Annotated in this window: 25 protein-coding genes; 11 read left to right on the forward strand and 14 right to left on the reverse strand. The window is 71.7% G+C overall.

From position 1 onward, the window contains the following. Positions 1 to 39 precede the first annotated feature (39 nt). Positions 40 to 990: a Rossmann-like and DUF2520 domain-containing protein gene (locus KV381_RS15780; protein ID WP_030087900.1), complete on the reverse strand. Its 951-nt coding sequence runs from the start codon at positions 988 to 990 to the stop codon at positions 40 to 42. A 168-nt stretch (positions 991 to 1,158) separates the two neighbouring features. On the opposite strand from KV381_RS15780, the gene KV381_RS15785 reads away from it, so the two are divergent. Continuing rightward, positions 1,159 to 2,328, forward strand: coding sequence for a low specificity L-threonine aldolase (locus KV381_RS15785; protein ID WP_218785430.1), 1,170 nt, complete (start codon positions 1,159 to 1,161; stop codon positions 2,326 to 2,328). Positions 2,329 to 2,464: 136 nt separating this feature from the next. Here KV381_RS15785 and KV381_RS15790 read toward each other — a convergent pair whose 3' ends face one another. Next, positions 2,465 to 2,650, reverse strand: coding sequence for a hypothetical protein (locus KV381_RS15790; protein WP_230543867.1), 186 nt, complete (start codon positions 2,648 to 2,650; stop codon positions 2,465 to 2,467). Positions 2,651 to 2,753: 103 nt separating this feature from the next. Here KV381_RS15790 and KV381_RS15795 point away from each other — a divergent pair, with 103 nt between their 5' ends. Continuing rightward, positions 2,754 to 3,866 carry a DUF5937 family protein gene (locus tag KV381_RS15795; protein ID WP_030087904.1) on the forward strand — a complete coding sequence of 371 codons (1,113 nt, stop codon included), beginning with the start codon at positions 2,754 to 2,756 and terminating at the stop codon, positions 3,864 to 3,866. Between the two features lie 27 nt (positions 3,867 to 3,893). Here KV381_RS15795 and KV381_RS15800 read toward each other — a convergent pair whose 3' ends face one another. The 3 genes from KV381_RS15800 to KV381_RS15810 form a co-directional block, all read right to left on the reverse strand. After that, a complete protein-coding gene (locus KV381_RS15800; RefSeq protein ID WP_256995073.1) occupies positions 3,894 to 4,502 on the reverse strand; it encodes an AAA family ATPase in 609 nt (202 codons plus the stop codon). An 18-nt stretch (positions 4,503 to 4,520) separates the two neighbouring features. Beyond that, positions 4,521 to 5,195: a response regulator transcription factor gene (locus KV381_RS15805; protein WP_030625788.1), complete on the reverse strand. Its 675-nt coding sequence runs from the start codon at positions 5,193 to 5,195 to the stop codon at positions 4,521 to 4,523. A gap of 131 nt (positions 5,196 to 5,326) precedes the next feature. After that, positions 5,327 to 6,529 carry a sensor histidine kinase gene (locus KV381_RS15810; RefSeq protein WP_030087910.1) on the reverse strand — a complete coding sequence of 401 codons (1,203 nt, stop codon included), beginning with the start codon at positions 6,527 to 6,529 and terminating at the stop codon, positions 5,327 to 5,329. Positions 6,530 to 6,625: 96 nt separating this feature from the next. Between KV381_RS15810 and KV381_RS15815 the strand changes: the two genes are divergently transcribed. Together KV381_RS15815 and KV381_RS15820 are read left to right on the forward strand one after the other, a co-directional pair. Further along, the gene (locus KV381_RS15815; RefSeq protein ID WP_218785431.1) at positions 6,626 to 7,627 is read left to right on the forward strand and encodes an SAM-dependent methyltransferase; all 1,002 of its coding nucleotides are present in this window, start codon (positions 6,626 to 6,628) and stop codon (positions 7,625 to 7,627) included. A 58-nt stretch (positions 7,628 to 7,685) separates the two neighbouring features. Next, a complete protein-coding gene (locus KV381_RS15820) occupies positions 7,686 to 8,828 on the forward strand; it encodes an NADH-quinone oxidoreductase subunit D (RefSeq protein WP_030087915.1) in 1,143 nt (380 codons plus the stop codon). A gap of 27 nt (positions 8,829 to 8,855) precedes the next feature. On the opposite strand, the gene KV381_RS15825 is transcribed toward KV381_RS15820, so the two are convergent. The 4 genes from KV381_RS15825 to KV381_RS15840 form a co-directional block, all read right to left on the reverse strand. Continuing rightward, on the reverse strand, positions 8,856 to 9,977 hold the full coding sequence (locus tag KV381_RS15825) for a hypothetical protein (RefSeq protein ID WP_167396311.1): 1,122 nt from the start codon (positions 9,975 to 9,977) through the stop codon (positions 8,856 to 8,858). Positions 9,978 to 10,097: 120 nt separating this feature from the next. Continuing rightward, positions 10,098 to 11,069 (reverse strand): ABC transporter substrate-binding protein, encoded by a 972-nt coding sequence (locus tag KV381_RS15830; RefSeq protein WP_218785432.1) that lies wholly within the window; start codon positions 11,067 to 11,069, stop codon positions 10,098 to 10,100. A 75-nt stretch (positions 11,070 to 11,144) separates the two neighbouring features. Beyond that, entirely contained in the window at positions 11,145 to 11,819 is a 675-nt protein-coding gene (locus KV381_RS15835; protein WP_030087921.1) for an ABC transporter permease, read from the reverse strand. A 3-nt stretch (positions 11,820 to 11,822) separates the two neighbouring features. Continuing rightward, a complete protein-coding gene (locus tag KV381_RS15840; protein WP_256995074.1) occupies positions 11,823 to 12,566 on the reverse strand; it encodes an ABC transporter permease in 744 nt (247 codons plus the stop codon). A gap of 152 nt (positions 12,567 to 12,718) precedes the next feature. Between KV381_RS15840 and KV381_RS15845 the strand changes: the two genes are divergently transcribed. Continuing rightward, the gene (locus tag KV381_RS15845) at positions 12,719 to 13,903 is read left to right on the forward strand and encodes an ABC transporter ATP-binding protein (protein WP_193463853.1); all 1,185 of its coding nucleotides are present in this window, start codon (positions 12,719 to 12,721) and stop codon (positions 13,901 to 13,903) included. Positions 13,904 to 13,913: 10 nt separating this feature from the next. Here KV381_RS15845 and KV381_RS15850 read toward each other — a convergent pair whose 3' ends face one another. After that, positions 13,914 to 15,035, reverse strand: a complete 1,122-nt coding sequence (locus KV381_RS15850; protein WP_218785433.1) for an esterase family protein — start codon at positions 15,033 to 15,035, stop codon at positions 13,914 to 13,916. A gap of 170 nt (positions 15,036 to 15,205) precedes the next feature. Between KV381_RS15850 and KV381_RS15855 the strand changes: the two genes are divergently transcribed. The 6 genes from KV381_RS15855 to KV381_RS15880 all read left to right on the forward strand — a co-directional run bounded on the left by KV381_RS15855 (position 15,206) and on the right by KV381_RS15880 (position 20,137). After that, positions 15,206 to 17,038, forward strand: a complete 1,833-nt coding sequence (locus KV381_RS15855; protein WP_050495787.1) for a phosphatidylglycerol lysyltransferase domain-containing protein — start codon at positions 15,206 to 15,208, stop codon at positions 17,036 to 17,038. Between the two features lie 92 nt (positions 17,039 to 17,130). Beyond that, on the forward strand, positions 17,131 to 17,928 hold the full coding sequence (folP, locus tag KV381_RS15860; protein WP_030087930.1) for a dihydropteroate synthase: 798 nt from the start codon (positions 17,131 to 17,133) through the stop codon (positions 17,926 to 17,928). Then, the gene (locus tag KV381_RS15865; protein WP_030087932.1) at positions 17,925 to 18,398 is read left to right on the forward strand and encodes a nuclear transport factor 2 family protein; all 474 of its coding nucleotides are present in this window, start codon (positions 17,925 to 17,927) and stop codon (positions 18,396 to 18,398) included. The genes folP and KV381_RS15865 overlap by 4 nt, the downstream gene beginning before the upstream one ends. Before the next feature lie 208 nt (positions 18,399 to 18,606). Beyond that, entirely contained in the window at positions 18,607 to 18,966 is a 360-nt protein-coding gene (gene folB / locus KV381_RS15870) for a dihydroneopterin aldolase (protein ID WP_003968268.1), read from the forward strand. Next, positions 18,963 to 19,574, forward strand: a complete 612-nt coding sequence (folK, locus tag KV381_RS15875) for a 2-amino-4-hydroxy-6-hydroxymethyldihydropteridine diphosphokinase (RefSeq protein WP_103507673.1) — start codon at positions 18,963 to 18,965, stop codon at positions 19,572 to 19,574. The genes folB and folK overlap by 4 nt, the downstream gene beginning before the upstream one ends. A gap of 74 nt (positions 19,575 to 19,648) precedes the next feature. Continuing rightward, a complete protein-coding gene (locus KV381_RS15880) occupies positions 19,649 to 20,137 on the forward strand; it encodes a DUF3180 domain-containing protein (RefSeq protein WP_030087936.1) in 489 nt (162 codons plus the stop codon). Between the two features lie 26 nt (positions 20,138 to 20,163). On the opposite strand, the gene KV381_RS15885 is transcribed toward KV381_RS15880, so the two are convergent. The 4 genes from KV381_RS15885 to hpt all read right to left on the reverse strand — a co-directional run bounded on the left by KV381_RS15885 (position 20,164) and on the right by hpt (position 24,769). Next, on the reverse strand, positions 20,164 to 21,153 hold the full coding sequence (locus tag KV381_RS15885; protein WP_234024695.1) for a hypothetical protein: 990 nt from the start codon (positions 21,151 to 21,153) through the stop codon (positions 20,164 to 20,166). 67 nt (positions 21,154 to 21,220) lie between these two features. Beyond that, the gene (gene folE, locus KV381_RS15890; RefSeq protein ID WP_018514307.1) at positions 21,221 to 21,826 is read right to left on the reverse strand and encodes a GTP cyclohydrolase I FolE; all 606 of its coding nucleotides are present in this window, start codon (positions 21,824 to 21,826) and stop codon (positions 21,221 to 21,223) included. A gap of 163 nt (positions 21,827 to 21,989) precedes the next feature. Beyond that, complete coding sequence (gene ftsH, locus KV381_RS15895; RefSeq protein ID WP_030087941.1) at positions 21,990 to 24,047, reverse strand: ATP-dependent zinc metalloprotease FtsH; 2,058 nt, start codon at positions 24,045 to 24,047, stop codon at positions 21,990 to 21,992. Between the two features lie 182 nt (positions 24,048 to 24,229). Continuing rightward, complete coding sequence (hpt, locus tag KV381_RS15900) at positions 24,230 to 24,769, reverse strand: hypoxanthine phosphoribosyltransferase (protein WP_003968263.1); 540 nt, start codon at positions 24,767 to 24,769, stop codon at positions 24,230 to 24,232. Positions 24,770 to 24,803: the final 34 nt, after the last annotated feature.

Consider the following 24,803-nt stretch of genomic DNA (forward strand, 5'->3'; position numbering starts at 1 on the left):
GGGCCGCCCGGCCGGTGCTGGTCCCGCTGGTGGTCGTCGTCATCGGGTCTCCCCCGGTCCGGGGCCGCCGGGGCGGCGCTCCTGGTCGGCCAGGACGACGAGGAGGTCCTCGGCCAGCTCGGCCTTGAGCAGGCCGTGGGCGAGCGCGCGATCGGCCGTGGCGCGGGCCATCGCGACATATCCGGCCACCGCCTGCGGGGCGTGCGCGCGCAGCTCGGCGATGTGGGCGGCGACCGTGCCCGCGTCCCCGCGGGCGACCGGGCCGGTCAGCGCGGCGTCGCCGGAGCGCAGGGCGTTGTCCAGGGCCGCGCCGAGCAGCGGGCCGAGCATCCGGTCGGGGGCGGTGACCCCGGCCTTGGTCAGCAGCTCCATCGACTGGGCGACCAGGGTGACCAGGTGGTTCGCGCCGAGCGCGAGGGCCGCGTGGTAGAGCGGGCGGGACTCCTCGGCGATCCACTCGGGCTCGCCGCCCATCTCGATGACGAGCGCCTCGGCGGCCAGCCGCAGCTCCTCGGGGGCGGTGACGCCGAAGGAGCAGCCGGCGAGCCGCTGGACGTCGACCGCGGTGCCGGTGAACGTCATCGCGGGGTGCAGCGCGAGCGGCAGGGCCCCGGCCCGCAGCGCGGGGTCCAGCACCTTCGCCCCGTACCGCCCGGAGGTGTGGACGAGCAGCTGTCCCGGCCGTACGGCGCCGGTCTCGACGAGGCCCTCGACCAGCGTGGGCAGCACATCGTCGGGGACGGTGAGCAGCACCAGCTCGGCGCGGGCCAGCACCTCGGCGGGCTCCACCAGCGGCACGTCGGGGAGCAGCTCGGCGGCGCGGCGCCGGGAGGCGTCGGAGACTCCGGACACGGCGACCGGGCGGTGCCCGGCGAGCTGGAGCGCGGCGGCGAGGGCGGGCCCGACCCGGCCCGCGCCGACGACGCCGACCGTGAGCCGGGCGGGGCGGTCCCTCGCGTCGAGGGGTTCCTTCGAAACTGATGCGTTCACGCGGCGACGGCCTTCCGTTCCAGTCCGCGGGGGGTACCGGACGATTTCTCTGCATGCTACGCCAGCGTTTCGGGGAAGCCCCGCCCCTGCCCACAGCCTGTGGATAACTTTCCGGACGGGACGGAATTCCGTGGGCGCGCTGTCGGAGGTCCGGGTGATGATCGTCCCATGGCGACGATGGATGAGCAGGAGCAGCGGCGGCGCAGGCTGACCGCGTGGCGGGAGTCGCGGCGGGTGCTGGCCCGGGTGGGCGCGGACGGGACGCTGGGCGAGCGGCTGGCGGCGCTCGCGGCCGGCGCCGCGTCCGTACACGATCCGGAGGACTGGACCGATGTGTACGGCGGCGGGGTCGTCGCCGATCTGGAGCGGCGGGTGGCCGGGCTGCTCGGGATGGAGGAGGCGGCGTTCTTCCCGACCGGGACGATGGCGCAGCAGGTCGCGCTGCGGTGCTGGGCGGGGCGTACGGGGAACGCGACGGTGGCGCTGCATCCGCTGTCCCATCCGGAGCTGCACGAGGGCGGGGCGCTGGGGGTGGTGAGCGGGCTGCGCACGGTGCATCCGACGTCGGAGCCGAGGCTGCCGAGCGCGGACGAGGTCCGGGAGTTCCCGGAGCCGTTCGGCACGCTGATGCTGGAGCTGCCGCTGCGGGACGCCGGGTTCGTCCTGCCGTCCTGGGAGGAGCTGACGGCGGTGGTGGAGGCGGCCCGGGAGCGGGACGCGGTGGTCCACTTCGACGGGGCGCGGCTGTGGGAGTGCGGTCCGCACTTCGGGCGGGAGTTGTCGGAGATCGCGGCGCTCGCGGACAGCGTGTACGTGTCGTTCTACAAGTCGCTGGACGGGCTGTCCGGGGCGGCGCTGGCGGGGCCTTCGACGCTGGTGGAGGAGGCGCGGGTGTGGCGTCACCGGTACGGGGGCCAGGTCTTCCAGCAGTACCCGGCGGCGCTGTCCGCGCTGCTGGGCCTGGAGCGGGAGCTGCCCCGGCTGCCGTCGTACGTGGCGCACACGAAGGTGGTGGCCGGGGCGCTGGCGGAGGGGTTCGCGGCGTCGGGGGTGCCGTGGTTCCGGGTGCGTCCGGAGCCGCCGCACACGCATCAGTTCCAGGTCTGGCTGCCGTACGGGACGGAGGTGCTGGACGAGGCGTCGGTGCGGCAGGCCGAGGAGACCGGGGTGACGCTGTTCCGGCGGTGGTTCGCGGGGGCGCCGGGGTCGGGGCTGCCGCCCGGGGTCTCGGTCACGGAGGTGACGGTGGGCGGGGCGGGGCTGGAGTGGTCGGCGGAGGATGTGCGGGGGGCGGTGGCGGGGTTCGTGGGGTACCTGGGGCAGGGGGCCTTGCCCTAGGGGCGACCCCCGGGGCCGGAGGACCTTGTCCGGTGCCGGCCCTCCGGCGTCAGGGGTCCGTCCTCAAGCGCCGGACGGGCTGGATGGGGTGCCGGGACCTGTCCAGTGGGCGGCCACCTGGCCCAGGGTTCCGTCCTCAAACGCCGGACGGGCTGGATGTGGTGCCGGGCGGGCTTGATGGGGTGCCGGAGGTGGTGGGGCGGAGGCGCCGGTACAGGTTGCGCAGGGCCGTGACGTCGTGGCGGCCCGGGGGCGGGGGTGCGGGCCGGGACAGGCGGGCCGTGCGGTAGGTGTCGAGCAGGTGCTGCTGGAGAGCGGTCATGCGGACAGCCTGCGCAGGTCACGGCGGTGCCGCGCGCGGATTGACGGCCCCCGTCAAATGGCACGACGCCCCGTGCGCGTACCCCCACTATGGAGAGGTGAGCGTGCACATAGACATCGCGGGACTGCCCGCCGACCGCGTCGTTTTCGCGACCTCCCCGCTGGCCGAGCTCGGCCTCGCCCTGCACGCGCTCTCCGAGCCCGGCCACCACCCGGGGCTGCACGGCTGGGCCACCGCGACCGCGGCGGGCCTGGAGGCCGACCTCGCGGACCGGATGCTGGAGGCGGAGTTCCTCTGGCGGAACACCTTCTCCGATGTGTTCATGCCGTTCTCCGGGCTCCGGGGCGGCGACGGCAGGACCGGGGCGACGCTCGCCGAGGACCTGGATCTGCTGGACCGGATGGACGACGAGCGGTTCGTCGCCGCGGCCCTGGAGTTCACCTGCGCCACCCACTACGGGGCCGGGGCGCCGTCACCGCTGAGCGACACGGCCATGCGCGCCCGCGCCCTGGAGCTGGCGGCGGCGCGCGGCCCGCAGCAGGTGGAGTTCACCCGGCGGCTGCTGGCCGACCCCGTCTCCGTACGCGGCTGGATCCGGCGGCTCTTCGAGGACTGCGACCAGGCGTTCTTCGCCGACACCTGGCGCCGGGCCTCCGTGCAGCTGGTCGCCGACGCCCGGCACAAGACGGAGCTGCTGCGCCGCAAGGGGCTGGCCGAAGCGGTCGGCGCGGTGTCCGCCGCCGTGACGCTGGACGAGGACGCGGGCCGGATCAGCATCGACAAGCTGTCCGAGGGCCGGACCACCGCCGTCGACCCGGGCGTCGGCCCGGGCCTGACGTTCGTCCCGACCAGCTTCGGCTGGCCGCATCTGATGGTGCTGCACGCCCCGGGCTGGCGGCCGGTGATCCACTACCCGGTCCACCTGCCCGACCTGCCGTCGCCCGCCACCGTGGAACAGCTCCAGCGCCGGATGGAGGCCCTGGCCCACCCGATGCGGATGCGGCTCTGCCGCAATCTGGCCCGCTCCCCGTACACCACCGGTGAGCTGGCCGAATCCAACGGCATCACCTCACCCGAGGTCTCCCGTCACCTCTCGGTGCTCAAGAAGGCGGGCCTGGTCACGACGCGCCGCCGGGGCCGTTACGTCCTGCACCAGCTGGACCTGACGGTCGTGGCCCGGCTCGGCAGCGACTTCCTGGAGGGCGTCCTGCGCTGAGCCGGCCCGCTGCCGGCGGCGCCCGCCTCAGTCGAAGCGGATGTGCCGCACGCCCGTCCAGGTCCGCCGCAGCCGGTGCCGCAGCCGGCCGTCCGTGTCCGGCACGGGCGTCAGGCCCGCGGCCCCGGCCACCAGGTCCGCCACCCGGGGAACCGTCACCCGGTCCGTACGGATGTGAGAAGCGAACTCCGGGCGCGCGAGCCGCTCCAGGCAGTCGTCCAGCCGGCTCACGGCGAAGCTCTCCCGCTTCAGCCCGCGTACGAGACCGCGTTCGCGCAGCCGCCGCAGAACGGTGGCGCGCTCCGCGAGGAGGGCGCTGTGGTGGACGGTGTGGCCGTCCTCGCGCAGCCCTCCGACGATCTCGGCGAAATACCCCGGGTCGACCAGCGTCATCGGCACGATCACCGGCCCCGGGTGCCGCTCCAGGGCGAGGCCGAGCACCTCACGGACCCCGGAGCGCCAGGACGCCAGATCCTGGAAGTCGCCGCGCAGCCGCGGCGGCAGCGTCCGGTGCAGCCCGAAACCGATGTGCTCGGGGTCGCAGACCACACTGCCGGGGAGCCGCCGGTGCAGCTCGTACGCCGTCTGCGTCTTGCCGCCGCCGAACGGCCCGTTGATCCACAGCAGCGTGCCCACGGCCTGCCTCCCCCGCTGTCAGCCCGCGCCGCCGCCGGCCCGGACCAGGCCGGTCTCGTAGGCGAGGACGACGACCTGGACCCGGTCGCGGAGGTTCAGCTTGGTGAGGATGCGGCCGACGTGCGTCTTGACCGTCGCCTCGGAGAGCACCAGCCGGGCCGCGATCTCGCCGTTCGACAGGCCCTGGGCGACCAGGAGCATGACTTCCCGTTCGCGCTCCGTGAGCTTGCCGATGTGCTTGTTCTTCGGCTCCTTGTCGCTGCTGGGCAGCATCGGCGAGAAGCGGTCGAGCAGCCGGCGGGTGGTGGACGGGGCGACGACCGCGTCGCCGCTGTGCACCGAGCGGATCGCGGCGAGCAGTTCGGCGGGCGGCACGTCCTTGAGCATGAAGCCGCTGGCCCCGGCCTTGAGCCCGGAGAAGGCGTACTCGTCGAGGTCGAAGGTGGTCAGGATGAGCACCTTCGGCGGGTTCTGCTGCGCGCAGATACGGCTGGTCGCCTCGACGCCGTCCAGCCGGGGCATACGGACGTCCATCAGGACCACGTCGACGGCGGTGGACCGCAGCATCTCGATCGCCTCGGCCCCGTCCCCGGCCTCGGCCACGACTTCCATGTCGGGCTGGGCGGCGAGCACCATCCGGAAGCCGGTCCGCAGCAGCACCTGGTCGTCGACGAGCATCACGCGGATGGCCATGGTCATGGGAACGTGTCCTGTCCTGAGGTCGGTCGGTCAGTCGGTCGATCAGTCGGTCGTTCGGTCGGTCAGTCGGTCGTGCGCCGTTGTGGTGGCCGTCGTCGCTCCGGCCGTCGCCGTGGAAGGCCCCGTCAGCCCGGGGGCTTGAGCGGCAGCAGCGCGCTGATCCGGAAGCCGCCGCCGGGCCGGGGCCCCGCGTCCAGGGTGCCTCCGACCATGCCGACCCGCTCCCGCATCCCGATCATCCCGTGCCCGGCGCCGTCCGCGCCGCCGTCCTCGTACAGCTCGTGCGCCGCGCCCCGGCCGTCGTCCTCGATCAGCAGCCCCAGGCCGTCGTCGAAGTAGACCAGCCGGACGCTGGCCCCGGCGTCGGGCCCGCCGTGCTTGCGGGTGTTCGTCAGGGCTTCCTGCACCACGCGGTACGCGGTCAGCTCCACGCCGCTGGGCAGCGGGCGGGGGGTGCCCTCGACCTTGAAGTCGACCTCCAGGCCGGTCTGCCGCACCTGCGCGACCAGGTCCTCGATCTGCTCGACGTCGGGCTGGGGAACGTACTCGCCGCTCTCCGGAGCATCGCCGGTGCGCAGCACCCCGAGCAGCCGGCGCATCTCGGCGAGCGCCTGGCGGCCGGTGCTGGAGATGGTCTCCAGGGCCTGCTTGGCCTGGTCGGGGGCGGCGTCCATGACATAGGCGGCGCCGTCGGCCTGGACGACCATCACGGACACGTTGTGCGCGACGACGTCGTGCAGTTCGCGGGCGATCCGGGCCCGCTCGGCGGCGACGGCGACCTTGGACTGCGCCTCGCGTTCCCGCTCCAGGCGGGCGGCGCGCTCCTCCAGCTGGTCGAAGTAGGCGCGCCGGGTCCGCAGCGAGTCCCCGAGCACCCAGGCCAGCACGAACGGCACGGTCATGATCACCGTCACGAAGATCACCTGGGCCCAGGAACCGCCGGGCTCGGCCTCCCACCGCAGCTGGGACAGGGCCGCCGCGCTCAGGCTGCAGATCAGCGCGAGCCGGGACGCCCAGCGCTCGCCGACCGTGGCCACGGTGTACGTGATCACCAGCATCGCGAAGTTCCCGATGCCCGGCCGTACGTTGAACACCAGCTGCACGACGCCCACCAGGATGGCGAGCAGCAGCATCTTCTCCGGGGCCCTGCGGCGCAGCGCCACGACCGTGGAGAGCCCCAGCGCCACCGGAACGGCGACGATCTCCTCGCGCCCCGCGTCGTACATGCCCGACACCATCGACACGCCGGAGAGCCCGAGGAGGAAGACGGCCCAGAAGACGTCGACGCCCGTCGGGTGTCTGCGGATGAAATCGTAGAGGCGCTGCACGTAACCCAGCGTAGGGACAGCGGATCGGTGCCCGGGTCAACCGGAGGGTCGATCCAGGTACGGGGACCGTACTCCCCAAGGTGGAGACTTGCCCATGTGACGGACGAGTGGCGTGGGTGGCAGGAGGCGGCTCAGGCCGCTCTGTACGGACATGAGGGCTTTTATCGCAGCCCGCTGCGGAGCCCGGAGGGGCCCGTCGGCCACTTCCGTACGTCGGTCCACGCCTCGCCCCTTTTCGCGGCGGCGGTGGCCCGGCTGCTGACCGGAATCGCACGGGAGCTGGAGACCGGCACGGTCGCGCTGGTCGACGTCGGGGCGGGGCGCGGCGAGCTGTTGACCGGAGTGCTGGCCGCGCTGCCGGAGGGGCTGGAGGTGACCCCGTACGCCGTCGAGGTCGCCGCCCGGCCGCCGGGCCTGGACCCCCGGATCGAGTGGTGCGCGGAGCTGCCCTCCGGAACCACCGGGCTGCTGTTCGCCAACGAGTGGCTGGACAACGTTCCGGCGGCGGTGGCGGAGGCGGACGCGGACGGCGTCCCCCGGTACGTCCAGGTACGCGCCCCGGACGGAGCCGAGCGGCTCGGCGCCGCGGTGACCGGGGCGGACGCGGCGTGGCTGGAGCGCTGGTGGCCGCTGTCCGCGCCGGGCGAGCGGGCGGAGATCGGGCGCTCCCGGGACGAGGCGTGGGCGGCCGCGGCCGGTTCGCTGACCGCCGGTCTCGCGGTGGCGGTGGACTACGCGCACGTACGGGACGCCCGGCCGCCCTTCGGGACGCTGACCGGCTTCCGGGACGGGCGCGAGACGCGTCCGGTGCCGGACGGCTCCTGCGACCTGACGGCCCATGTGGCGCTGGACGCCTGCGCGGCGGCGGTGTCGTCGGCCGTACCGCGCGCGAGCACCGAACTGACCGACCAGCGGGCGGCGCTGCGCCGCCTGGGCGTCGACGGCGGTCGGCCGCCGCTGGGCCTGGCCGCCACCGACCCGGCGGGCTACGTACGGGCGCTGGCGGCGGCGGGCGAGGCGGCGGAGCTGACCGCCCGCGGCGGCCTCGGCGACTTCGGCTGGCTGCTGCACCGGGTGGGGCTGCCGGAACCCGGGTGACCGCCCTCGTACGGCGGGCGCGGGGAACGGTCCACGGCCGCAGGGAATACTGTCCCGCATGACGGAGACGACGATCGGCATCGGCGGAGCGGCGGAGAGCACCGACATGGTGCTCAACATCGGTCCCCAGCACCCCTCGACGCACGGGGTCCTCCGGCTGCGGATCGTGCTGGACGGCGAGCGCGTCCAGCACGCGGAGCCGGTCATCGGCTATATGCACCGGGGCGCGGAGAAGCTCTTCGAGGCGCGCGACTACCGGCAGATCGTCATGCTCGCCAACCGCCACGACTGGCTCTCCGCGTTCTCCAACGAGCTGGGCGTCGTGATGGCCGTCGAGCGGATGCTCGGCATGGAGGTTCCCGAGCGCGCCGTGTGGACGCGGACGCTGCTCGCCGAGCTGAACCGGGTCCTCAACCACCTGATGTTCCTCGGCTCCTACCCCCTCGAACTCGGCGGCATCACCCCGGTCTTCCACGCCTTCCGGGAGCGCGAGGAGCTCCAGGCGGTGATGGAGGAGGTCTCCGGCGGCCGGATGCACTACATGTTCAACCGGGTGGGGGGCCTGAAGGAGGACGTCCCGGCGGGCTGGGCCGGGCGGGTCCGGGACGCCGTCGCCTCCGTCCGCTCCCGCATGGACGTGTACGAGAACCTCGTCCTCGGCAACGAGATCTTCCGGGGCCGTACGCGCGACGTGGGCGTGCTGTCCGCCGCGGCGGTGCACGCGTACGGGGTGTCGGGGCCGATCGCCCGCGCCTCGGGCGTCGACTTCGATCTGCGGCGCGACGAGCCGTACCTCGCGTACGGGGAGCTCCAGGACACCCTGACGGTCGTCACCCGGACCGAGGGCGACTGCCTGGCCCGCTTCGAGTGCCTGCTGGAGCAGACCCTCAACGCCCTGGACCTGGCCGACGCCTGCCTGGACCGGATGGCCCACCTGGCGCCCGGGCCGATCAACCAGCGGCTGCCCAAGGTGCTCAAGGCCCCCGAGGGCCACACCTACGCCTGGACGGAGAACCCGCTCGGCGTCAACGGCTACTACCTGGTGTCCAAGGGCGAGAAGACGCCCTACCGGCTGAAGCTGCGCTCCGCCTCGTTCAACAACATCCAGGCGCTCACCGAGCTGTTGCCGGGCACCCTGGTCGCCGACATGGTGGCGATCCTGGGCTCGCTGTTCTTCGTCGTCGGGGACATCGACAAGTAGCGCGCGACGTGGCGGGCGGGGCCGGGCTCAGGAGACCGCGCCGCGCAGCTGTGCCACGTCGATCTGCTCGGTCTCGTCGTGCGCGGTGAGGTCGATGACCTTGCCGACGGCCTGGTTCGGCACCGCTCCCGTGCGGTGGGCGGCGAGCGCCTCCTCGCCGACGACGTCCGCGAGGTCCTCGTTCTGCACGGACTCGATCGCGGCGTTCGCCTTCTGGGCGTTCTGGGTGCCGAAGAAGTCGAAGTTGCCCTGCGGGACCGGCTGGCGGCGCGCGGCGTACGGGACGACGGCCGAGGCCGCCGCGATCGCGCGCGGCACCCGCACCGGCGCGATGGAGGCCGGGGTCTTCGCGCTCGGAAGAGCGGCGGCTTCGGTGGCCGGGGTCTTCGCCGGCGGAAGGGCGTCGGCTTCGGTGGCCGGGGCGGGCTGGGTGGTCGCGGGGCGGCGGTGCTGGTGGTCCGAGTGCGCGCCCGCCCCGGTGGCCGCCGCGTGCTTCCCCTGCGGGCCCTCCGCCTCCGTGTCCCGCTTCCGGTTCCGGTCCCCGACGGCCAGCTGCCGCTGCCGGACCGCCTCCACCGTCCGACGGGTCTCCTGGAGCGCCGCGTTGCGCGTGAGGTTCTTCAGGGCCTCGTCCGCGCGGCGGTACGACTCGGGGGTCGGCGTGGACCGCGCGGGCAGCAGCTCCTTGGGCGCCGCGGCCTCGATGGCGAGCTGCCTGCGGCCCTCCAGCGCGCTGGCCCGCTCGGTCTCGGCGTTGGCGTAACGGCGCAGCAGTCCGGCGTGCTCGCCGCGCAGCCCCGCGAGCTCCACGCGCTTGCGGCGGAGCTTGGTCTCCAGACGGGTGCGCAGCTCACGCGACTCCTCCAGATCCTGCTCCAGCTCGGCTATCCGCTCCTCGGCCCGCCATTCGTCACTGGCACGGGCCCGGGTCAGCTCGGCGACCCGCAGCCCCGCCGCCCGGTCCCAGCTGCGCATCAGATACGCGCCGGTCACGGCGGCGGCCGCCACGGCGGCCACCAGGCCGCGCAGGACCAGGGGTTCGGCCAGCAGCCAGGCGCCTGCGGCACCGGCGACCGACACTCCCGCCACCACGGAAGGCGGCAGGATTCTGTGGAGGGGCGGCGAATGGCGGTGGCGTCCACGTGGCATGGCCTGAAATTTACCGTGTGTGCGCGCCACTTGGGGGGCCGCCCGGCAATCTGTTCTCCGCCGGTTACCTCGCGGCCCCCCGGAAGCTCTCTCCGCGGCCCTTTACCCGGAGATCGAGAACTACTTCTTGATCAGATCCTTCGACTCCAGATACTCCTTGGCCACATCGCCCGGCTTGGCCCGCTCGGCGTCGACCTTCCGGTTCAGCTCGGCGAGATCCTCCGTGGTGAGCGCCGCGGTGAGCTTGCCCAGCGCGGCGGCGATCTCCGGCGCACCCGCGTCCTTGGCATTCAGCACGGGAAGGACGTTGTCCGCGTTCTGGAGCTTCTTGTCGTCCTCCAGGAACACCAGCCCGTCCAGCACCGCGTCCGTGGTGGTCGTCAGGACCAGCTGGACCTTGCCGTCACGAACGGCCTGCTTGGACTGCGGGGTGCCGACGCCCTTGGGGTCGATACCCGTGACGTCGATGCCGTACGTCTTCTTCAGACCGGGGGCGCAGAACGGCCGCACCTCGCACTCGTCGCCCGCCGCGATCTTGACCTTGATCTTCGACTTCCCCAGATCGGAAAGCGTCTTCAGGCTGTTCTTCTCGGCGAATTCCTTCGAGACCGCGAAGGCGTTCTGATCGACGGCCTTCCCGGCCGGGAGGACCGTGAGGCCCAGCGGTTCGGCGAGCTGCTTCAGCGCGGAGACCGTCGCCCCGGCGTCCCCGGATGCCACCGGCTTCGCCTGGGCCTCGTCGGCCCCGTTGACCTTGGCGTTGAGGAATTCGGCGATCGTGGCCGCGTACTCCGGTACGACGTCGATCTCGCCCTTCTCCAGCGAGGGCTCGTACAGCTCACGGTTCTTCACCGTGGTGATCGAGGTGCTGTATCCGGCGTCGCCCAGGATCTGCGCGTACAGCTCGGCGAGCACCTTGGACTCGGTGAACGAGGCCGAGCCGACGACCAGGGAGCCCTTCTTCCCGTCACCGGCCGAGGAGCCCGAGCCGCCCTTCTCCTTCTCCAGGCTGTCGCCGCCGCAGGCCGCGAGCGACCCGGCCAGCGCCACCATGCCGATGACCGCTCCGGCTATCCGCGAGGTCCTGCTCATAAGTGTTGTTCTCCGTCCGAACAGAAGAAAAGTGACCAGAAGAAAGGTGATCGGAAACGAGGCGCTGCGGGACGCTCACGCGGGCCTGCGGCGGCGCAGCGGGGACAGCGCCCGGTCCAGCGCCACCAGCACGCCCTCCACGAGCAGGGCGAGACCGGCGACCAGGACGGCGCCCGCGAAGACCTGGGCGGTGTCGTAGGTGTTGAACCCGGCGGTGATGATCCGGCCCAGCCCGCCGAGGCCGACCATCGCGGCGATCGACGCGGTGGCCACCACCTGGACCGCGGCGGACCGCAGCCCGGTCATGATCATCGGGTAGGCGAGCGGCAGCTCGACCCGGAAGAAGAGCTGCCCGCCCGACATCCCCATGCCGCGCGCGGCCTCCACCACGGCCCGGTCCACCTCCCGCATCCCGACATAGGCGTTGGTCAGCAGCGGCGGCACCGCGAACAGCACCAGCGCGATGATCGTGGGCCAGTACCCCGAGTTGCGCAGGGGCGTGACCATGAACAGGGCCAGCACCGCGAAGACCGGCACGGCCCGCCCCACGTTGGAGATGTTGACCGCGAGCGCGCCGCCCCTGCCGATGTGCCCCAGATACAGGGCGAGCGGCAGGGCTATCGCGCAGGCCACCGCGAGGGCGACCCCGCTCACGTACAGATGCTCGCCGAGCCGGTGCGCGGCCCCGCCGTCCCCCGACCAGTTGGCCCCGGTGGTCAGCCAGGTCCAGGCGTCGCCGATGACTCCCACGGGTCAGCCCACCTCCACCTTCGCCGGGGCGGACGCGGACGCCCCCGCCTTCACCGGGCCGGACGGCGGGACGACCGCCCCGGATATCCGGGTCCAGGGCGTCAGCAGCCGCTGGAGGCCGAGCAGCAGCAGGTCCGCCGCCACCGCGAGCAGCACGCACAGCACCGAGGCGGTGAGCACCTGGGCCTTGAAGAAGCTGGGCAGCGCGTCCTCGATGAGATTGCCGAGGCCGCCCTTGCCGACGAGCGAGCCGACCGTGGTCAGCGCGACCGTCGACACGGTGGCTATCCGCAGCCCCGCCATCACCGCGGGCAGCGCCAGCGGAAGCTCCACCTCCCACAGCAGCCGCGCCGGGCCGTACCCCATACCGCGGGCGGCTTCCCTGGCCTCCTGCGGCACCGCTTCGAGCCCCGCCAGGATGTTGCGCACGAGGATGGTCAGCGAATAGAGCACCAGACCCGTGACGACGAGCGCGGCCGACAGCCCGAACAGGGGCAGCAGCAGCGAGAACATCGCCAGCGAGGGCACGGTGTAGAGCACGGTCGTCAGCCCCAGCACCGGTCCGGCGAACCGCCGGCCGCGGCGGGCGAGCAGCGCCAGCGGAAAGGCGACCGCGAGCCCGATCAGCACCGAGACCACCGTGATCCCGATGTGCTGCACGGTCGCATCGGTCAACTCCTGGCTGCGGGAGCGGAGATACTCCCCGCAGATCCAGTCGTTCGTCACCAGGCAACTCTGCTCGGCCATCCGCCCCTCACCTCCTGCTTTCCTCCCGCCGGCCCGGATCGCCCCGGATCGAACTGATGACTGGCGAGCCTATCCTCGACCACTGACAATCGCGGAGGCTGTCGCATTCCGGCAACATGCCCTTCACAGAACGCCCTCCACAATGGGGAACCATGATCCGTTTCGAGCACGTCACCAAGCGGTACGCCGACGGCACCACCGCCGTCGACGACCTTTCCTTCGAGGTCGCCGAGGGTGAACTGGTCACGCTCGTCGGACCTTCCGGTTGTGGCAAGACGACCACCATGAAGATGGTGAACCGGCTGATCGAACCGACCGAGGGCGGGATATTCCTCGACGGGGACGACATATCCACCATCGACCCCGTCCGACTGCGCCGCCGCATCGGCTATGTGATCCAGCAGGTGGGCCTCTTCCCGCACAAGACCGTGCTGGAGAACACCGCGACCGTTCCCCATCTGCTCGGCTGGAAGCGCGGAAAGGGACGCGAACGCGCCGCCGAACTCCTCGACCTCGTCGGACTCGATCCGTCCGTTTATGGCGACCGCTATCCGGAACAGCTTTCCGGCGGCCAGCGCCAACGCGTGGGCGTGGCCCGCGCATTGGCCGCGGATCCGCCCGTTCTCCTGATGGACGAGCCTTTCGGAGCGGTCGATCCGGTCGTCCGCGAACGGCTCCAGAACGAATTCCTGAAACTCCAGGCCCAGGTCCGCAAGACCGTGCTGTTCGTCACCCACGACATCGAGGAGGCCGTCCGCCTCGGCGACCGGATCGCCGTCTACGGGCAGGGCCGCATCGAGCAGTTCGACTCCCCCGCCACCGTGCTCGGCGCCCCCGCGACCCCGTACGTGGCCGACTTCGTCGGCGCGGACCGCGGGCTCAAGCGGCTCTCGGTGACGCCCATCGAGGAGAGCGACCTCGACCAGCCGCCGGTCGTCCACCTCGACGACCCGCTGGCCGCCGCCACCGAACGGCTCAGGTCCCAGGGCGCTCGCTGGGCGGTCGTCCTGGACGGCCGCGACAACCTCCACGGCTGGATCCCCGCCGACGCGACCGCCGACGCCACGGCCAAGGGCACCGTCCGCGAACACGCCCGCCGCATGGAGGCCTGGCTTCCGCTCGGCGCGCCCCTCAAGCAGGCCTTCGCCACCATGCTCCAGCACGACGCGGGCTGGATCGCGGTCATCGACAAGGAGAGCGAGGGCCGCTTCCTCGGCGTACTGACCCCCGCCCGGCTGCACGAGGCGCTGCGCCGCTCGATCGACGCGGACGCCCAGGACGTACCGCGCGCCGAGGTCGCCGTGGAGACGGTGGCGACACTCGCCACGGACGGCTGACCGGCCGGGCTCAGTTCTCGCCGAGGCGGGCGCTCAGCCACTCCAGGGCCGGCGGGATCTCCCGCCGCCAGGTCGTGAAGTTGTGCCCGCCGCTGTCCAGCACGATGGACGACACCTTCGCGGGCGCCTTCACCTTCTCGATGAACGTCATCGTGTCGCCGAGGTTGTCCTCGCCCTCCCGTGACGTCGTCACCAGGAACGAACCGCCCGACGGCGGCCGGTTCTCCAGGGTCCACATCAGGTCGGCGCGGTCGCGCAGCTCGTCCCGGCCGTGGAACAGATCCCCCGTCGTCGGGTCCTCGGCGGCCTTGTAGTACGCGGAGAGCCCGGCGCTCGCCGCGTACCGGTCCGGGTGGTGCAGCCCGATCTTCAACGCGCAGTAGCCACCGGTCGAGTTGCCGATGATGCCCCAGTTACGGGCCTTCTTCCCGACCCGGTAGGACCCGGCGATGGCCTCGGGAAGGTCCTTCGCGAAGAACGTCTCGGTCTGCGGGCCCTTCGGAACGTCCACGCACTCGGTGTCCCGGGGCGGCGCGACCGTCGGCCGCAGCATCACCAGGATCATCGGCTGCGCCTTGCCCGCCTTCACCCGCTCGTGCGCGGTCTGCGGATAGCGCAGCCCCTCCAGCAGGTTCTCCGCCGTGCCCGGATAGCCGGTGAGGACCACGACCGCCGGGAACTTCCGCCCGGCGTAGGCCGCCTGGAAGTACTCCGGCGGCAGATAGACGTACGCCGGTGACTCGATGCCCGAGGTCCGCCCCGAGACGACCACCTTGTCGATCCGCCCGCCGACCGCCGGCACCCGGCCGCCCGGCACGTCCGGGTGCTGGGAGTCGATCCGCGTCATGTGCCGCGGGCCGGGCCCGTTCCCCGCATGGTCGGAGACCACGCCGAGCTCCTGCTGCCGACCGAAGAGGTCGGCCCAGGAACCGTAGAAGAGGAAGGCGTTGTTGGCCGCCAGACCCACCGCCGCGAACAGCGTCAGCTGGGTCGCCAGGAGCAGCCCGATCCGGCCCGACACCGCGGCGGCGCCGGGCCGGGCCAGGCGCGGCCAGAACCGGACCGTGGCGGCGAAGAGCGCGACGGCCAGCACCGCCACGACGGCGAGGACTGCTGTGCTGGTGAGACCCATGAGTGAGCTTTCTCTGCGATTCCGTACAAGGGACGAGAGGGGACGGGAACGGGAAATTTCCGGAATGTGGGTGAACCCTCGCTCCGCAACCCACGTCCTAGAGGGCGCACATCGTCCGTGGGGCTCCGGCCGGCGGACTCAACGAATCTCTCGCGAAGCCACGGGAAACGATGTCTGTCACGCTAGATGGGGATAATTCGGTGTCGGTTCCGCAGCGCGTCCGCCGGTTGTTCCGCGGGCCGCGCCCCGAATCCGTACCGGCTCTCGTCGGTACCGCCTGCACCGTCGTCGGGCTGATCGACGTCGCCGCCGGGGTCTTCCCGCGCTTCCGGCACAGCCGGATGCACACCCTGGCCGAAGTGCTCCCCGGGGCGCTCGGCCCGTTCGCCGCCGCGCTCTCGCTGAGCGCCGGTGTGCTCCTGCTGCTGCTCGCGCACGGGCTGAAGCGGCACAAGCGGCGGGCCTGGCGGGCGGCGGTGGCCCTGCTGCCCGCGGGGGCCGTGGCGCAGTTCGCGTACCGCCACTCGATCATCGGGGTGCTCGTCTCGCTGACGCTCTGCGCTCTGCTGGTGCGCCACCGGGACCAGTTCCGGGCGCTGCCCGACCCGCGCAGCCGCTGGCGCGCGCTCGCCAACTTCGTCCTCCTGGGCGCCGGTTCGCTGGGGCTCGGGCTGATCATCGTCAGCGTCCACCCCGGCCGGGTCGTCGGCGACCCGTCCATCGCCGACCGCCTCCAGCACGTGCTGTACGGCCTGTTCGGCGTCGAGGGCCCCGTCGACTACGCCGGGCGGACCACCTGGACGGTGGCGTACTCGCTGGGCGCGCTCGGCCTGCTGACCGCCGTCACCACCATCTACCTCGCCTTCCGCCCCGAGCACCCGGCCGCCCGCCTCACCGAGGACGACGAGAGCCGGCTGCGGGCCCTGCTGGAGCGGCACGGCGGCCGGGACTCGCTCGGTCACTTCGCGCTCCGCCGCGACAAGGGCGTCGTCTTCTCCCCCAGCGGCAAGGCGGCCGTCTGCTACCGGGTCGTCTCCGGGGTGATGCTGGCCGGCGGCGACCCCATCGGCGACGTGGAGGCCTGGCCCGGCGCGATCGAGCGCTTCATGGACGAGGCGCAGGCGCACTCCTGGACGCCCGCCGTGATGGGCTGCAGCGAGACCGGCGGCCAGGTCTGGACCCGCGAGACCGGGCTCACCGCCCTGGAGCTGGGCGACGAGGCGGTGGTGGACGTGGCGGATTTCTCCCTCGCCGGGCGCGCCATGCGTAACGTGCGCCAGATGGTCAAGCGCATCGAACGCAACGGCTACGAGACCCGGGTCCGGCGGGCACGCGACATCGGCGACACCGAACTGGACCGGATCCGCCGGGCCGCCGCCGACTGGCGCGGCACCGACACCGAGCGCGGCTTCTCCATGGCGCTCGGCCGGATCGGCGACCCGGCCGACGGCGACTGTGTGATCGCCACCGCCCATCTGCCCGGCTCCGGTACGGAGGACTCCCCGCACGGCGACCTGAAGGCCGTCCTCCACTTCGTCCCCTGGGGCCACGACGGGATGTCCCTGGAGCTGATGCGCCGCGACCGCGCGGCCGACCCCGGCATGAACGAGCTGCTGATCGTCGCCTCGCTCCAGGCCGCCGAGAAGCTCGGCGTCGCCCGGGTCTCGCTGAACTTCGCGATGTTCCGCTCCGCGCTGGCCCGCGGCGAGCGGCTGGGCGCGGGACCGGTGCTGCGCTGCTGGCGAGGGCTGCTGATCTTCCTCTCGCGCTGGTTCCAGATCGAGTCGCTGTACAAGTTCAACGCCAAGTTCAAGCCGCGCTGGGAGCCCCGCTTCGTGGTCTTCCGCACCAGCCGCGACCTGCCCCGCATCGGGATCGCCGCGATGCAGGCGGAGGGCTTCGTGAACCTCTCGCTGCCCCGCCCGTTCCGCCCCCGCAGGCGCCGCCCGTGCGGCCACGCGCGGCGCACGGGGCCGGAGCAGCACGAGGTGAGCGCGGTATAGACGGGGTGGACACCCCATAGTCTGGTCGTATGAGTACGTCACGCGCGCGGGGCACGATCCGAGGACTGCCGGAGTGGGACCGCTGTGCGGTCATGGGGGTCGTCAACGTGACGCCCGACTCCTTCTCCGACGGCGGCCGCTGGTTCGACACCACGGCCGCGGTCAAGCACGGTCTGCACCTGGTGTCCGAGGGCGCGGACCTGGTCGACGTGGGCGGTGAGTCGACCCGCCCCGGCGCCAGCCGGGTGGACGAGGCCGAGGAGCTGCGCCGGGTGATCCCGGTCGTCAGGGGGCTGGCCTCCGAGGGCGTCACCGTCTCCGTGGACACCATGCGCGCCCGTGTCGCCGAGCAGGCCGTCGCCGCCGGGGCCGTCCTGGTCAACGACGTCAGCGGCGGCCTGGCCGACCCGGGCATGATCCCGGCCGTCGCCGCGAGCGAGGTCCCGTTCGTCGTGATGCACTGGCGCGGCTTCAGCGAGTCGATGAACAGCCGCGCGGTGTACGAGGACGTGGTCGCCGAGGTCCTCGACGAGCTGCGGCAGCGGATGGACGCGGTGATCGCGGGCGGGGTCGCCCCGGAGCGCGTCGTGATCGACCCGGGCCTCGGCTTCGCGAAGGACGCCGCCCACGATCTGTCGCTCGTCGCGCACCTGACCGAGCTGCACGCCCTGGGCCGCCCGCTGCTGGTGGCCGCCTCCCGCAAGCGTTTCCTCGGCCATGTCCTGGCCGGTACGGGCTCCGCCCCGCCGCCCGCCCGCGAACGCGACGCGGCGACCGCGGCCGTCTCCGCGCTGTCCGCGCAGGCCGGCGCCTGGGCCGTACGGGTCCACGAGGTACGGGCCACCGCCGACGCCGTCCGCGTCGCCCGCGCGGTCGAGGGAGCCGCGTGAACGAGGAACACGCACGGGCCGCCGCCGACATCGCGGAGGTCGAGGCGGCCAACACCGGCTTCTACGAGGCGCTGGAACGCGGCGACTACGAGGACCTCACCGACCGCTGGCTGCCGGGCGAGGACCTCACCGTCTCCTGCGTCCACCCCGGCTGGCCGGTGCTCACCGGCCGGGGCGAGGTGCTGCGCAGCTACGCCCTGATCATGGCGAACACCGAGTACATCCAGTTCTTCCTCACCGACGTCAACATCTCGATGACCGGCGACATGGCGCTGGTCACCTGCACCGAGAACATCCTCAGCGGCGGCCCCGCCGAGGACGGCAGCGCGCTCGGCCCGCTCGTGGGCCAGCTGGTCGTCGCCACGAACGTGTTCCGGCGCACCGCCGACGGCTGGAAGCTCTGGTCCCACCACGGGTCGCCCGTCCTGACGGAATCCGACGAGGACGACGACGAGGAAACGGCCTCCTGAGGAGGAAACACCCTCCCGAGTGGGTACGGGACCGATAGGGGTTGGAACGCCGAACGCCGGGTATGGGCGGCTATCAGCCAGGTGAGGTGCTGTCCATGGCCCCCACGGGCGAGCACTGTCGGTGCTCGCAGGTAGATTCGAAAGAAGGCACCTCGCCGCCCGCACGCGGCCGGGTGCCTCTCGACCAACGACAGCAGGAGTGATTCGCGTGGATCGTGTCGCGCTGCGCGGCCTCAAGGCCCGTGGGCACCACGGTGTCTTCCCCCGGGAGCGGGAAGAGGGCCAGACCTTCATCGTCGACCTGGTGCTCGGCCTCGACACCCGCCCCGCGGCAGCCACCGACGACCTGGCCCGCACCGTGCACTACGGCGTGGTGGCCGAGGAGGTCGTCGACGTGGTGACGGGCGAGCCGGTCGATCTGATCGAGACGCTCGCCGAGCGCATCGCCCAGCAGTGCCTGAAGCACGAAGGCGTCCAGGAGGTCGAGGTGGTGGTGCACAAGCCGGACGCGCCGATCACCGTCCCCTTCGACGACGTGACCATCACCATCACCCGGAGCCGAGCATGACTGCATTTTCCACCGAAGGGCAGAGCGACCCGACCGTCCAGCCGGTCCCGACCGCCGTCGTCCGGCAGGTGGACGCGGCGGACGTCACGCTCTCCAACCCCAAGATGGCCGTGATCTCCCTCGGCTCCAACCTGGGCAACCGCCTGGAGACCCTCCAGGGGGCCGTCGACGCCCTGGAGGACACCCCGGGCCTGCGGGTCAAGGCCGTCTCCCCGGTGTACGAGACGGAGCCCTGGGGCGTCGAGGCGGACAGCCAGCCGTCGTACTTCAACGCGGTCATCCTCGTGAAGACGACCCTGCCCCCCGCCTCCCTGCTGGAGCGCGGTCAGGCCGTCGAGGAGGCCTTCGACCGGGTCCGCGAGGAGCGCTGGGGCCCGCGCACCATCGACGTCGACATCGTGTCGTACGCCGACGTCCTCTCCGACGACCCGGTGCTCACGCTCCCCCACCCGCGCGCCCACGAGCGGGCCTTCGTCCTCGCCCCCTGGCACGACATGGACCCCGAGGCCCAGCTGCCCGGCGCCGGCCCGGTGGCCCAGCTGCTCGCGGCGGTCGGCCGCGACAGCGTGCTGCCCCGCGCCGACCTGGAACTGCGCCTGCCGGAGTAATCGTTAGGCTCGACGGACGGTGGTCCGGCGCACGGCCGGACCGGGCACAGGCGGCGCGAAGGGCGGCTCACTCGGTGAAGCAACTACGGCTCGGGGTACTGGCGGGCCTCTTCGCCGCCGCCGGTGTCCTCTCCTGGGGCGGAGCCCGCCTCTGGGACTCCTTCGGCACCCTGCCGAGCGTCCCGCTGGCCGCGTCGATCGTGCTCGCCGTGATCGCGGTGATCCTCCTCGCGACCGCCCTCTCCACCCGCACCCGCCTCCGCGCCCAACGCGAACGCCGCCCCGGCGCCAAGGGAGTGGAGCCCCTGTTCGCGGCCCGCGCGGTCGTCTTCGGCCAGGCGAGCGCCCTGGTGGCCGCCCTGGTCGCCGGCATGTACGGCGGCACGGGCGTCTTCCTCCTGAGCTACCTCGACATCCCGCCCCGCCGCGACCAGGCGATCTACGCGGGCGCGGCGGTGATCGCCGCCATCGGCGTCATCGCGGCCGCCCTCTTCCTGGAACGCGTCTGCCGCCTCCCGGAGGATGGCAACGACCACGACGGCACGGGCACGGCGGCGGCGTAACGCAGGACGCGGGTTCGCCGCGCCGGTCACGTCGCCGCGCGGACCAGGTGCCCGTTGACCAGGAACGTGGGATGCGGCCGGAGCCGGTATCCGTACAGAGTGAACGGCTTGCCTGGCGCGGGGCGAGGTCGCACGGACTCGACGGTCACCCAGTCGGCTTCCACGGGATCGGCGTCGTGATGCTCCGGCCGGAACGTGCCGCGCGCCGCCCAGCGGTCCACCACGACCAGGTGCGATGCGAGGCCCTTCCTCGCCGGGGTGAACCGTGCGCCGATGATCTCGGCGAGGTCGACGAGGAACGGCACGTTGGCGCTGACCAGGGTCCGGCCGGCCCAGTGCTTGGCACGGCACCCGTCACCGTCCGCGTATCCGTCGAGGAAGCCGTCGAAGACCTCGCGGTCCCGCAGCACGACCCGGGGAAACGCCTGCCTCATGTGGTGCGCGTCGCCGCCGGCGTACTGGCGCAGGGCGTCGGCGAGGTAGGAGGACACCACCCGGACCCGGAAGACCGGGACATCCCGGCCCAGGTACCCGGAGGGCCGCACGACGGGCTGAAGCCGTGCCTCCAGGCCTGTCGCCTCGGTGAGGGACCTCGCGTAGCGGGTGGCGAACGCCTCGTCGTTCACGACGAGCGAGACGTAGTTCCTGCCCACCGTGCCGTCCGCGCAGGTGGCCCCCACGAAATAGCCGAACGCGTATCCCATGCGGAACGTGAGCCGTTCGCGGCAGAGTTTACGCGCGTGGGTCCACGCGACGGTGCTGCCTGTCGCGTCCTCGGCACGGGTCCAGCCACCCGGCGTGGCCAGCAGAAAGTCCCCGGAGACCGTGAAGGCCGCATGGCTCGTGACGACCTCCACGGCTGCCCTCGCCTTGACGGCCGTGACGTCCGTGACCGTCGTCTGTGCCGCGCGGGACCCGTCCAGCGTCCACAGCCTGGTGCCGACGGCGATCTCCCGGGCCTGGAGACGCCCTCCCACCGCGTTCACGGTCTGCTTGCTCGGTAACCCATCGATCATGCGGCGCTCCCCGGCCTGTTCACCATCACAGGCCGGGGAGCGTATCGGGCACCACTGACAAAGCGGGCTAGCGCGCCAATATGAGGCTCATCGCCTCGGCTCGGGTCGAAGCATCGCGCAGCTGTCCGCGTACGGCCGACGTCGTGGTCTTCGCGCCGGGCTTACGGATGCCCCGTACCGACATGCACATGTGCTCGGCCTCGATCACCACGATCGCGCCCCGCGCCTCCAGGATCCGCATGAGCGAGTCCGCCACCTGTGTGGTGAGACGTTCCTGTACCTGGGGCCTGCGGGCGAAGACGTCCACCAAGCGGGCCAGCTTCGACAGGCCGGTGATCTTCCCCGTGTCGGCCGGGATGTACCCGACGTGTGCGACACCGTGGAAAGGCAGGAGGTGGTGCTCGCAGAGCGACATGATCTCGATGTCCTTCACCAGGACCATCTCGTCGTGCCCGAGATCGAACGTCGTGGTGAGCACATCCTCGGGTTCCTGCCGCAGACCGGCCAGAATCTCCTTGTACGCCCGCGCCACCCGCCCCGGCGTCTCCCGCAAGCCCTCGCGGTCCGGGTCCTCTCCGACGGCGATCAGCAGTTCGCGTACGGCCGCCTCGGCCCGCTTCTCGTCGAATTCGCCGATCGAACCCTGGCCGTCCAACGTCACCGGGTCGGTCATCTGTGCCTCGTTCCTCTGTGCTGTCCGATGCACGGATTGCGCTCGAACCTCGCAGGCATACGGAAAAGCCGCGCCCCCACAGGCTAAAACCTGGGGGGCGCGGCTTCCATTCCGGGACCGGGTCGGCCCCCGTGACGGAGGTCTCACCGGAGTCGGTCCGGGGCTAGCTCTCGGGACGGTCCTCGGGGATCGCCTCGGTGGACGGGGCGATGTCCTTCGTCAGGTCCGTCGGGGCGATCTCCGGCGGGGTGGCCGAACCGTTGGCGACCGAGGCGCCGTTGGTGAGGGCCAGTTCCTTGGGAGAGAGGACCGGGGGTCGCGTCGACGGGGTGCGTCGGGCGGATCCGGTCCATGCCGGGCGGGCGGGGCGCTTCACGATCGGGGCGAAGATCTCCGCGATCTCGTCCTTGCCCAGCGTCTCCTTCTCCAGGAGCTCGAGCACCAGGGTGTCGAGGATGTCGCGGTTCTCGACGAGGATCTCCCACGCGTCGTTGTGGGCGGTCTCGATGAGCTTCTTGACCTCCTCGTCGACCAGTGCCGCGACCTCTTCGGAGTAGTCGCGCTGGTGGCCCATCTCGCGGCCCAGGAAGGGCTCCGAGTTGTCGCCGCCGAACTTGATCGCGCCGAGGCGCTCCGTCATGCCGTACTGCGTGACCATCGCGCGGGCCGTTGCCGTGGCCTTCTCGATGTCGTTCGCGGCGCCGGTGGTCGGGTCGTGGAAGACCAGCTCCTCGGCCGCACGCCCGCCCAGCATGTACGCCAGCTGGTCGAGCATCTCGTTGCGGGTCGTGGAGTACTTGTCCTCCTCCGGGAGCACCATCGTGTAACCGAGGGCGCGGCCGCGGGAGAGGATCGTGATCTTGTGGACCGGGTCCGACTGGGGGGAGGCCGCCGCGACCAGGGCGTGTCCGCCCTCGTGGTACGCGGTGATCTTCTTTTCCTTCTCGGACATGATCCGGGTCCGCTTCTGCGGGCCCGCCACGACACGGTCGATCGCCTCGTCGAGGCTCTCGTTGTCGATGAGCTTCTTGTCGCTGCGCGCCGTCAGGAGCGCCGCTTCGTTGAGCACGTTCGACAGGTCGGCACCGGTGAAGCCGGGCGTGCGCCGGGCGACGGCGCCGAGGTCGACGCCCTCCGCGACGGGCTTGCCCTTCTGGTGCACCTTGAGGATCTCCAGGCGGCCCTGCATGTCCGGGCGGTCGACCGCGATCTGGCGGTCGAAACGTCCCGGGCGCAGCAGCGCCGGGTCGAGGATGTCCGGGCGGTTCGTGGCGGCGATCAGGATGACGCCGCCCTTCACGTCGAATCCGTCCATCTCGACGAGCAGCTGGTTGAGGGTCTGCTCGCGCTCGTCGTGACCGCCGCCCATGCCGGCGCCGCGGTGGCGGCCGACGGCGTCGATCTCGTCGACGAAGACGATCGCCGGGGCGTTCGCCTTGGCCTGCTCGAAGAGGTCGCGCACGCGGGAGGCGCCGACGCCGACGAACATCTCGACGAAGTCGGAACCGGAGATCGAGTAGAACGGCACGCCCGCTTCGCCGGCGACGGCGCGTGCGAGCAGCGTCTTGCCCGTACCGGGCGGCCCGTAGAGCAGGACGCCCTTGGGGATCTTGGCGCCGACGGCCTGGAACTTCGCCGGCTCCTGGAGGAACTCCTTGATCTCGTGGAGCTCTTCGACCGCCTCGTCGGACCCCGCCACATCGGCGAAGGTCGTCTTGGGGGTGTCCTTGGTGATCAGCTTGGCCTTGGACTTGCCGAACTGCATGACCTTGGAACCGCCGCCCTGCATCTGATTCATCAGAAACAGGAAGACGACCACGATGAGGACGAAGGGCAGCAGCGAGAGGAGGATCGAGATGAACGGGGACTGCTTCGACGGCGAGATGGTGTAACCCTTCTCGATGTCACCCGCCTCGAACTTCGTCTGGAGCGTGTCGGCGAGCTCGACGCCCTGGTTGCCGATGTAGCTCGCCTGGAACTTGCTGCCGGACTCGCCTTCGAGCTTCTGGCCCTTCTTCAGCTCGATCTTGACCATTTGTTCGTCACCGGTGGTCAGCTTGGCCTGCTCCACCTGGTCCTTGCTGATCGCCTGGATCACCTTGCCGGTGTCCACCGTCTTGTGGCCGCCCGACGAGCCGACGACCTGCATCAACACGACCACGGCGAGGACGGCCAGCACGATCCACATGACCGGCCCACGGAAGTATCGCTTCACGTCCATCCATACGGAGCGAAGACGCCCCGTCCCTCCTGCCCGTAGGTAAATGCTGCTGTTTGAAAAGACTGTTCTTCGGACGGTACCCCAGCATCGTCACCCGCGACTGCCGGGTACGGCGGAGAAACCTGCTTTCGAAGCTCCAACGGCCCGCGGGCAGTGAGGGTTCCCCGGCGGGTCGGCCGGGGTCAGCCGCCGTAGACGTGCGGGGCGAGCGTGCCGACGAAGGGCAGGTTGCGGTACTTCTCCGCGTAGTCCAGCCCGTAGCCGACGACGAACTCGTTGGGGATGTCGAAACCGATCCACTTCACATCGATCGCGACCTTTGCGGCATCCGGCTTGCGCAGCAGGGTGCAGACCTCCAGCGAGGCCGGCTCCCGGGAGCCCAGGTTGGACAGCAGCCAGGACAGCGTCAGGCCGGAGTCGATGATGTCCTCGACGATCAGGACGTGCTTGCCCTTGATGTCGGTGTCGAGGTCCTTGAGGATCCGGACGACGCCGGAGGACTGGGTGCCCGCTCCGTACGAGGAGACGGCCATCCAGTCCATCGTGACGGGGGTGGACAGCGCGCGCGCCAGGTCCGCCATGACCATCACCGCACCCTTGAGCACGCCGACGATGAGCAGGTCCTTGCCCGCGTACTCCGCGTCGATCTTCGCGGCCAGCTCGACGAGCTTCGCGTCGATCTCTTCCTTGGTGAGGAGCACCGACTGAAGGTCGGTACCCATGTCCTTCTCGTTCACCCACGTCTCTTTCTGTGCT

Source organism: Streptomyces sp. WY228 (genome assembly GCF_019287315.1).
Lineage (GTDB): Bacteria > Actinomycetota > Actinomycetes > Streptomycetales > Streptomycetaceae > Streptomyces > Streptomyces caviscabies.

Bases quoted from the DNA above. Each gene is read 5' to 3' on its own strand.
- KV381_RS15785 (WP_218785430.1), top strand. From the start codon at position 1,159: ATGGCGACGATGGATGAGCAGGAGCAGCGGCGGCGCAGGCTGACCGCG.
- KV381_RS15790 (WP_230543867.1), bottom strand. From the start codon at position 2,650: ATGACCGCTCTCCAGCAGCACCTGCTCGACACCTACCGCACGGCCCGC.
- KV381_RS15805 (WP_030625788.1), bottom strand. From the start codon at position 5,195: ATGGCCATCCGCGTGATGCTCGTCGACGACCAGGTGCTGCTGCGGACC.
- KV381_RS15820 (WP_030087915.1), top strand. From the start codon at position 7,686: ATGACGGAGACGACGATCGGCATCGGCGGAGCGGCGGAGAGCACCGAC.
- KV381_RS15825 (WP_167396311.1), bottom strand. From the start codon at position 9,977: ATGCCACGTGGACGCCACCGCCATTCGCCGCCCCTCCACAGAATCCTG.
- KV381_RS15830 (WP_218785432.1), bottom strand. From the start codon at position 11,069: ATGAGCAGGACCTCGCGGATAGCCGGAGCGGTCATCGGCATGGTGGCG.
- KV381_RS15840 (WP_256995074.1), bottom strand. From the start codon at position 12,566: ATGGCCGAGCAGAGTTGCCTGGTGACGAACGACTGGATCTGCGGGGAG.
- KV381_RS15845 (WP_193463853.1), top strand. From the start codon at position 12,719: ATGATCCGTTTCGAGCACGTCACCAAGCGGTACGCCGACGGCACCACC.
- KV381_RS15850 (WP_218785433.1), bottom strand. From the start codon at position 15,035: ATGGGTCTCACCAGCACAGCAGTCCTCGCCGTCGTGGCGGTGCTGGCC.
- KV381_RS15855 (WP_050495787.1), top strand. From the start codon at position 15,206: ATGTCTGTCACGCTAGATGGGGATAATTCGGTGTCGGTTCCGCAGCGC.
- folP (WP_030087930.1), top strand. From the start codon at position 17,131: ATGGGGGTCGTCAACGTGACGCCCGACTCCTTCTCCGACGGCGGCCGC.
- folK (WP_103507673.1), top strand. From the start codon at position 18,963: ATGACTGCATTTTCCACCGAAGGGCAGAGCGACCCGACCGTCCAGCCG.
- KV381_RS15885 (WP_234024695.1), bottom strand. From the start codon at position 21,153: ATGATCGATGGGTTACCGAGCAAGCAGACCGTGAACGCGGTGGGAGGG.
- folE (WP_018514307.1), bottom strand. From the start codon at position 21,826: ATGACCGACCCGGTGACGTTGGACGGCCAGGGTTCGATCGGCGAATTC.
- ftsH (WP_030087941.1), bottom strand. From the start codon at position 24,047: ATGGACGTGAAGCGATACTTCCGTGGGCCGGTCATGTGGATCGTGCTG.
- hpt (WP_003968263.1), bottom strand. From the start codon at position 24,769: ATGGGTACCGACCTTCAGTCGGTGCTCCTCACCAAGGAAGAGATCGAC.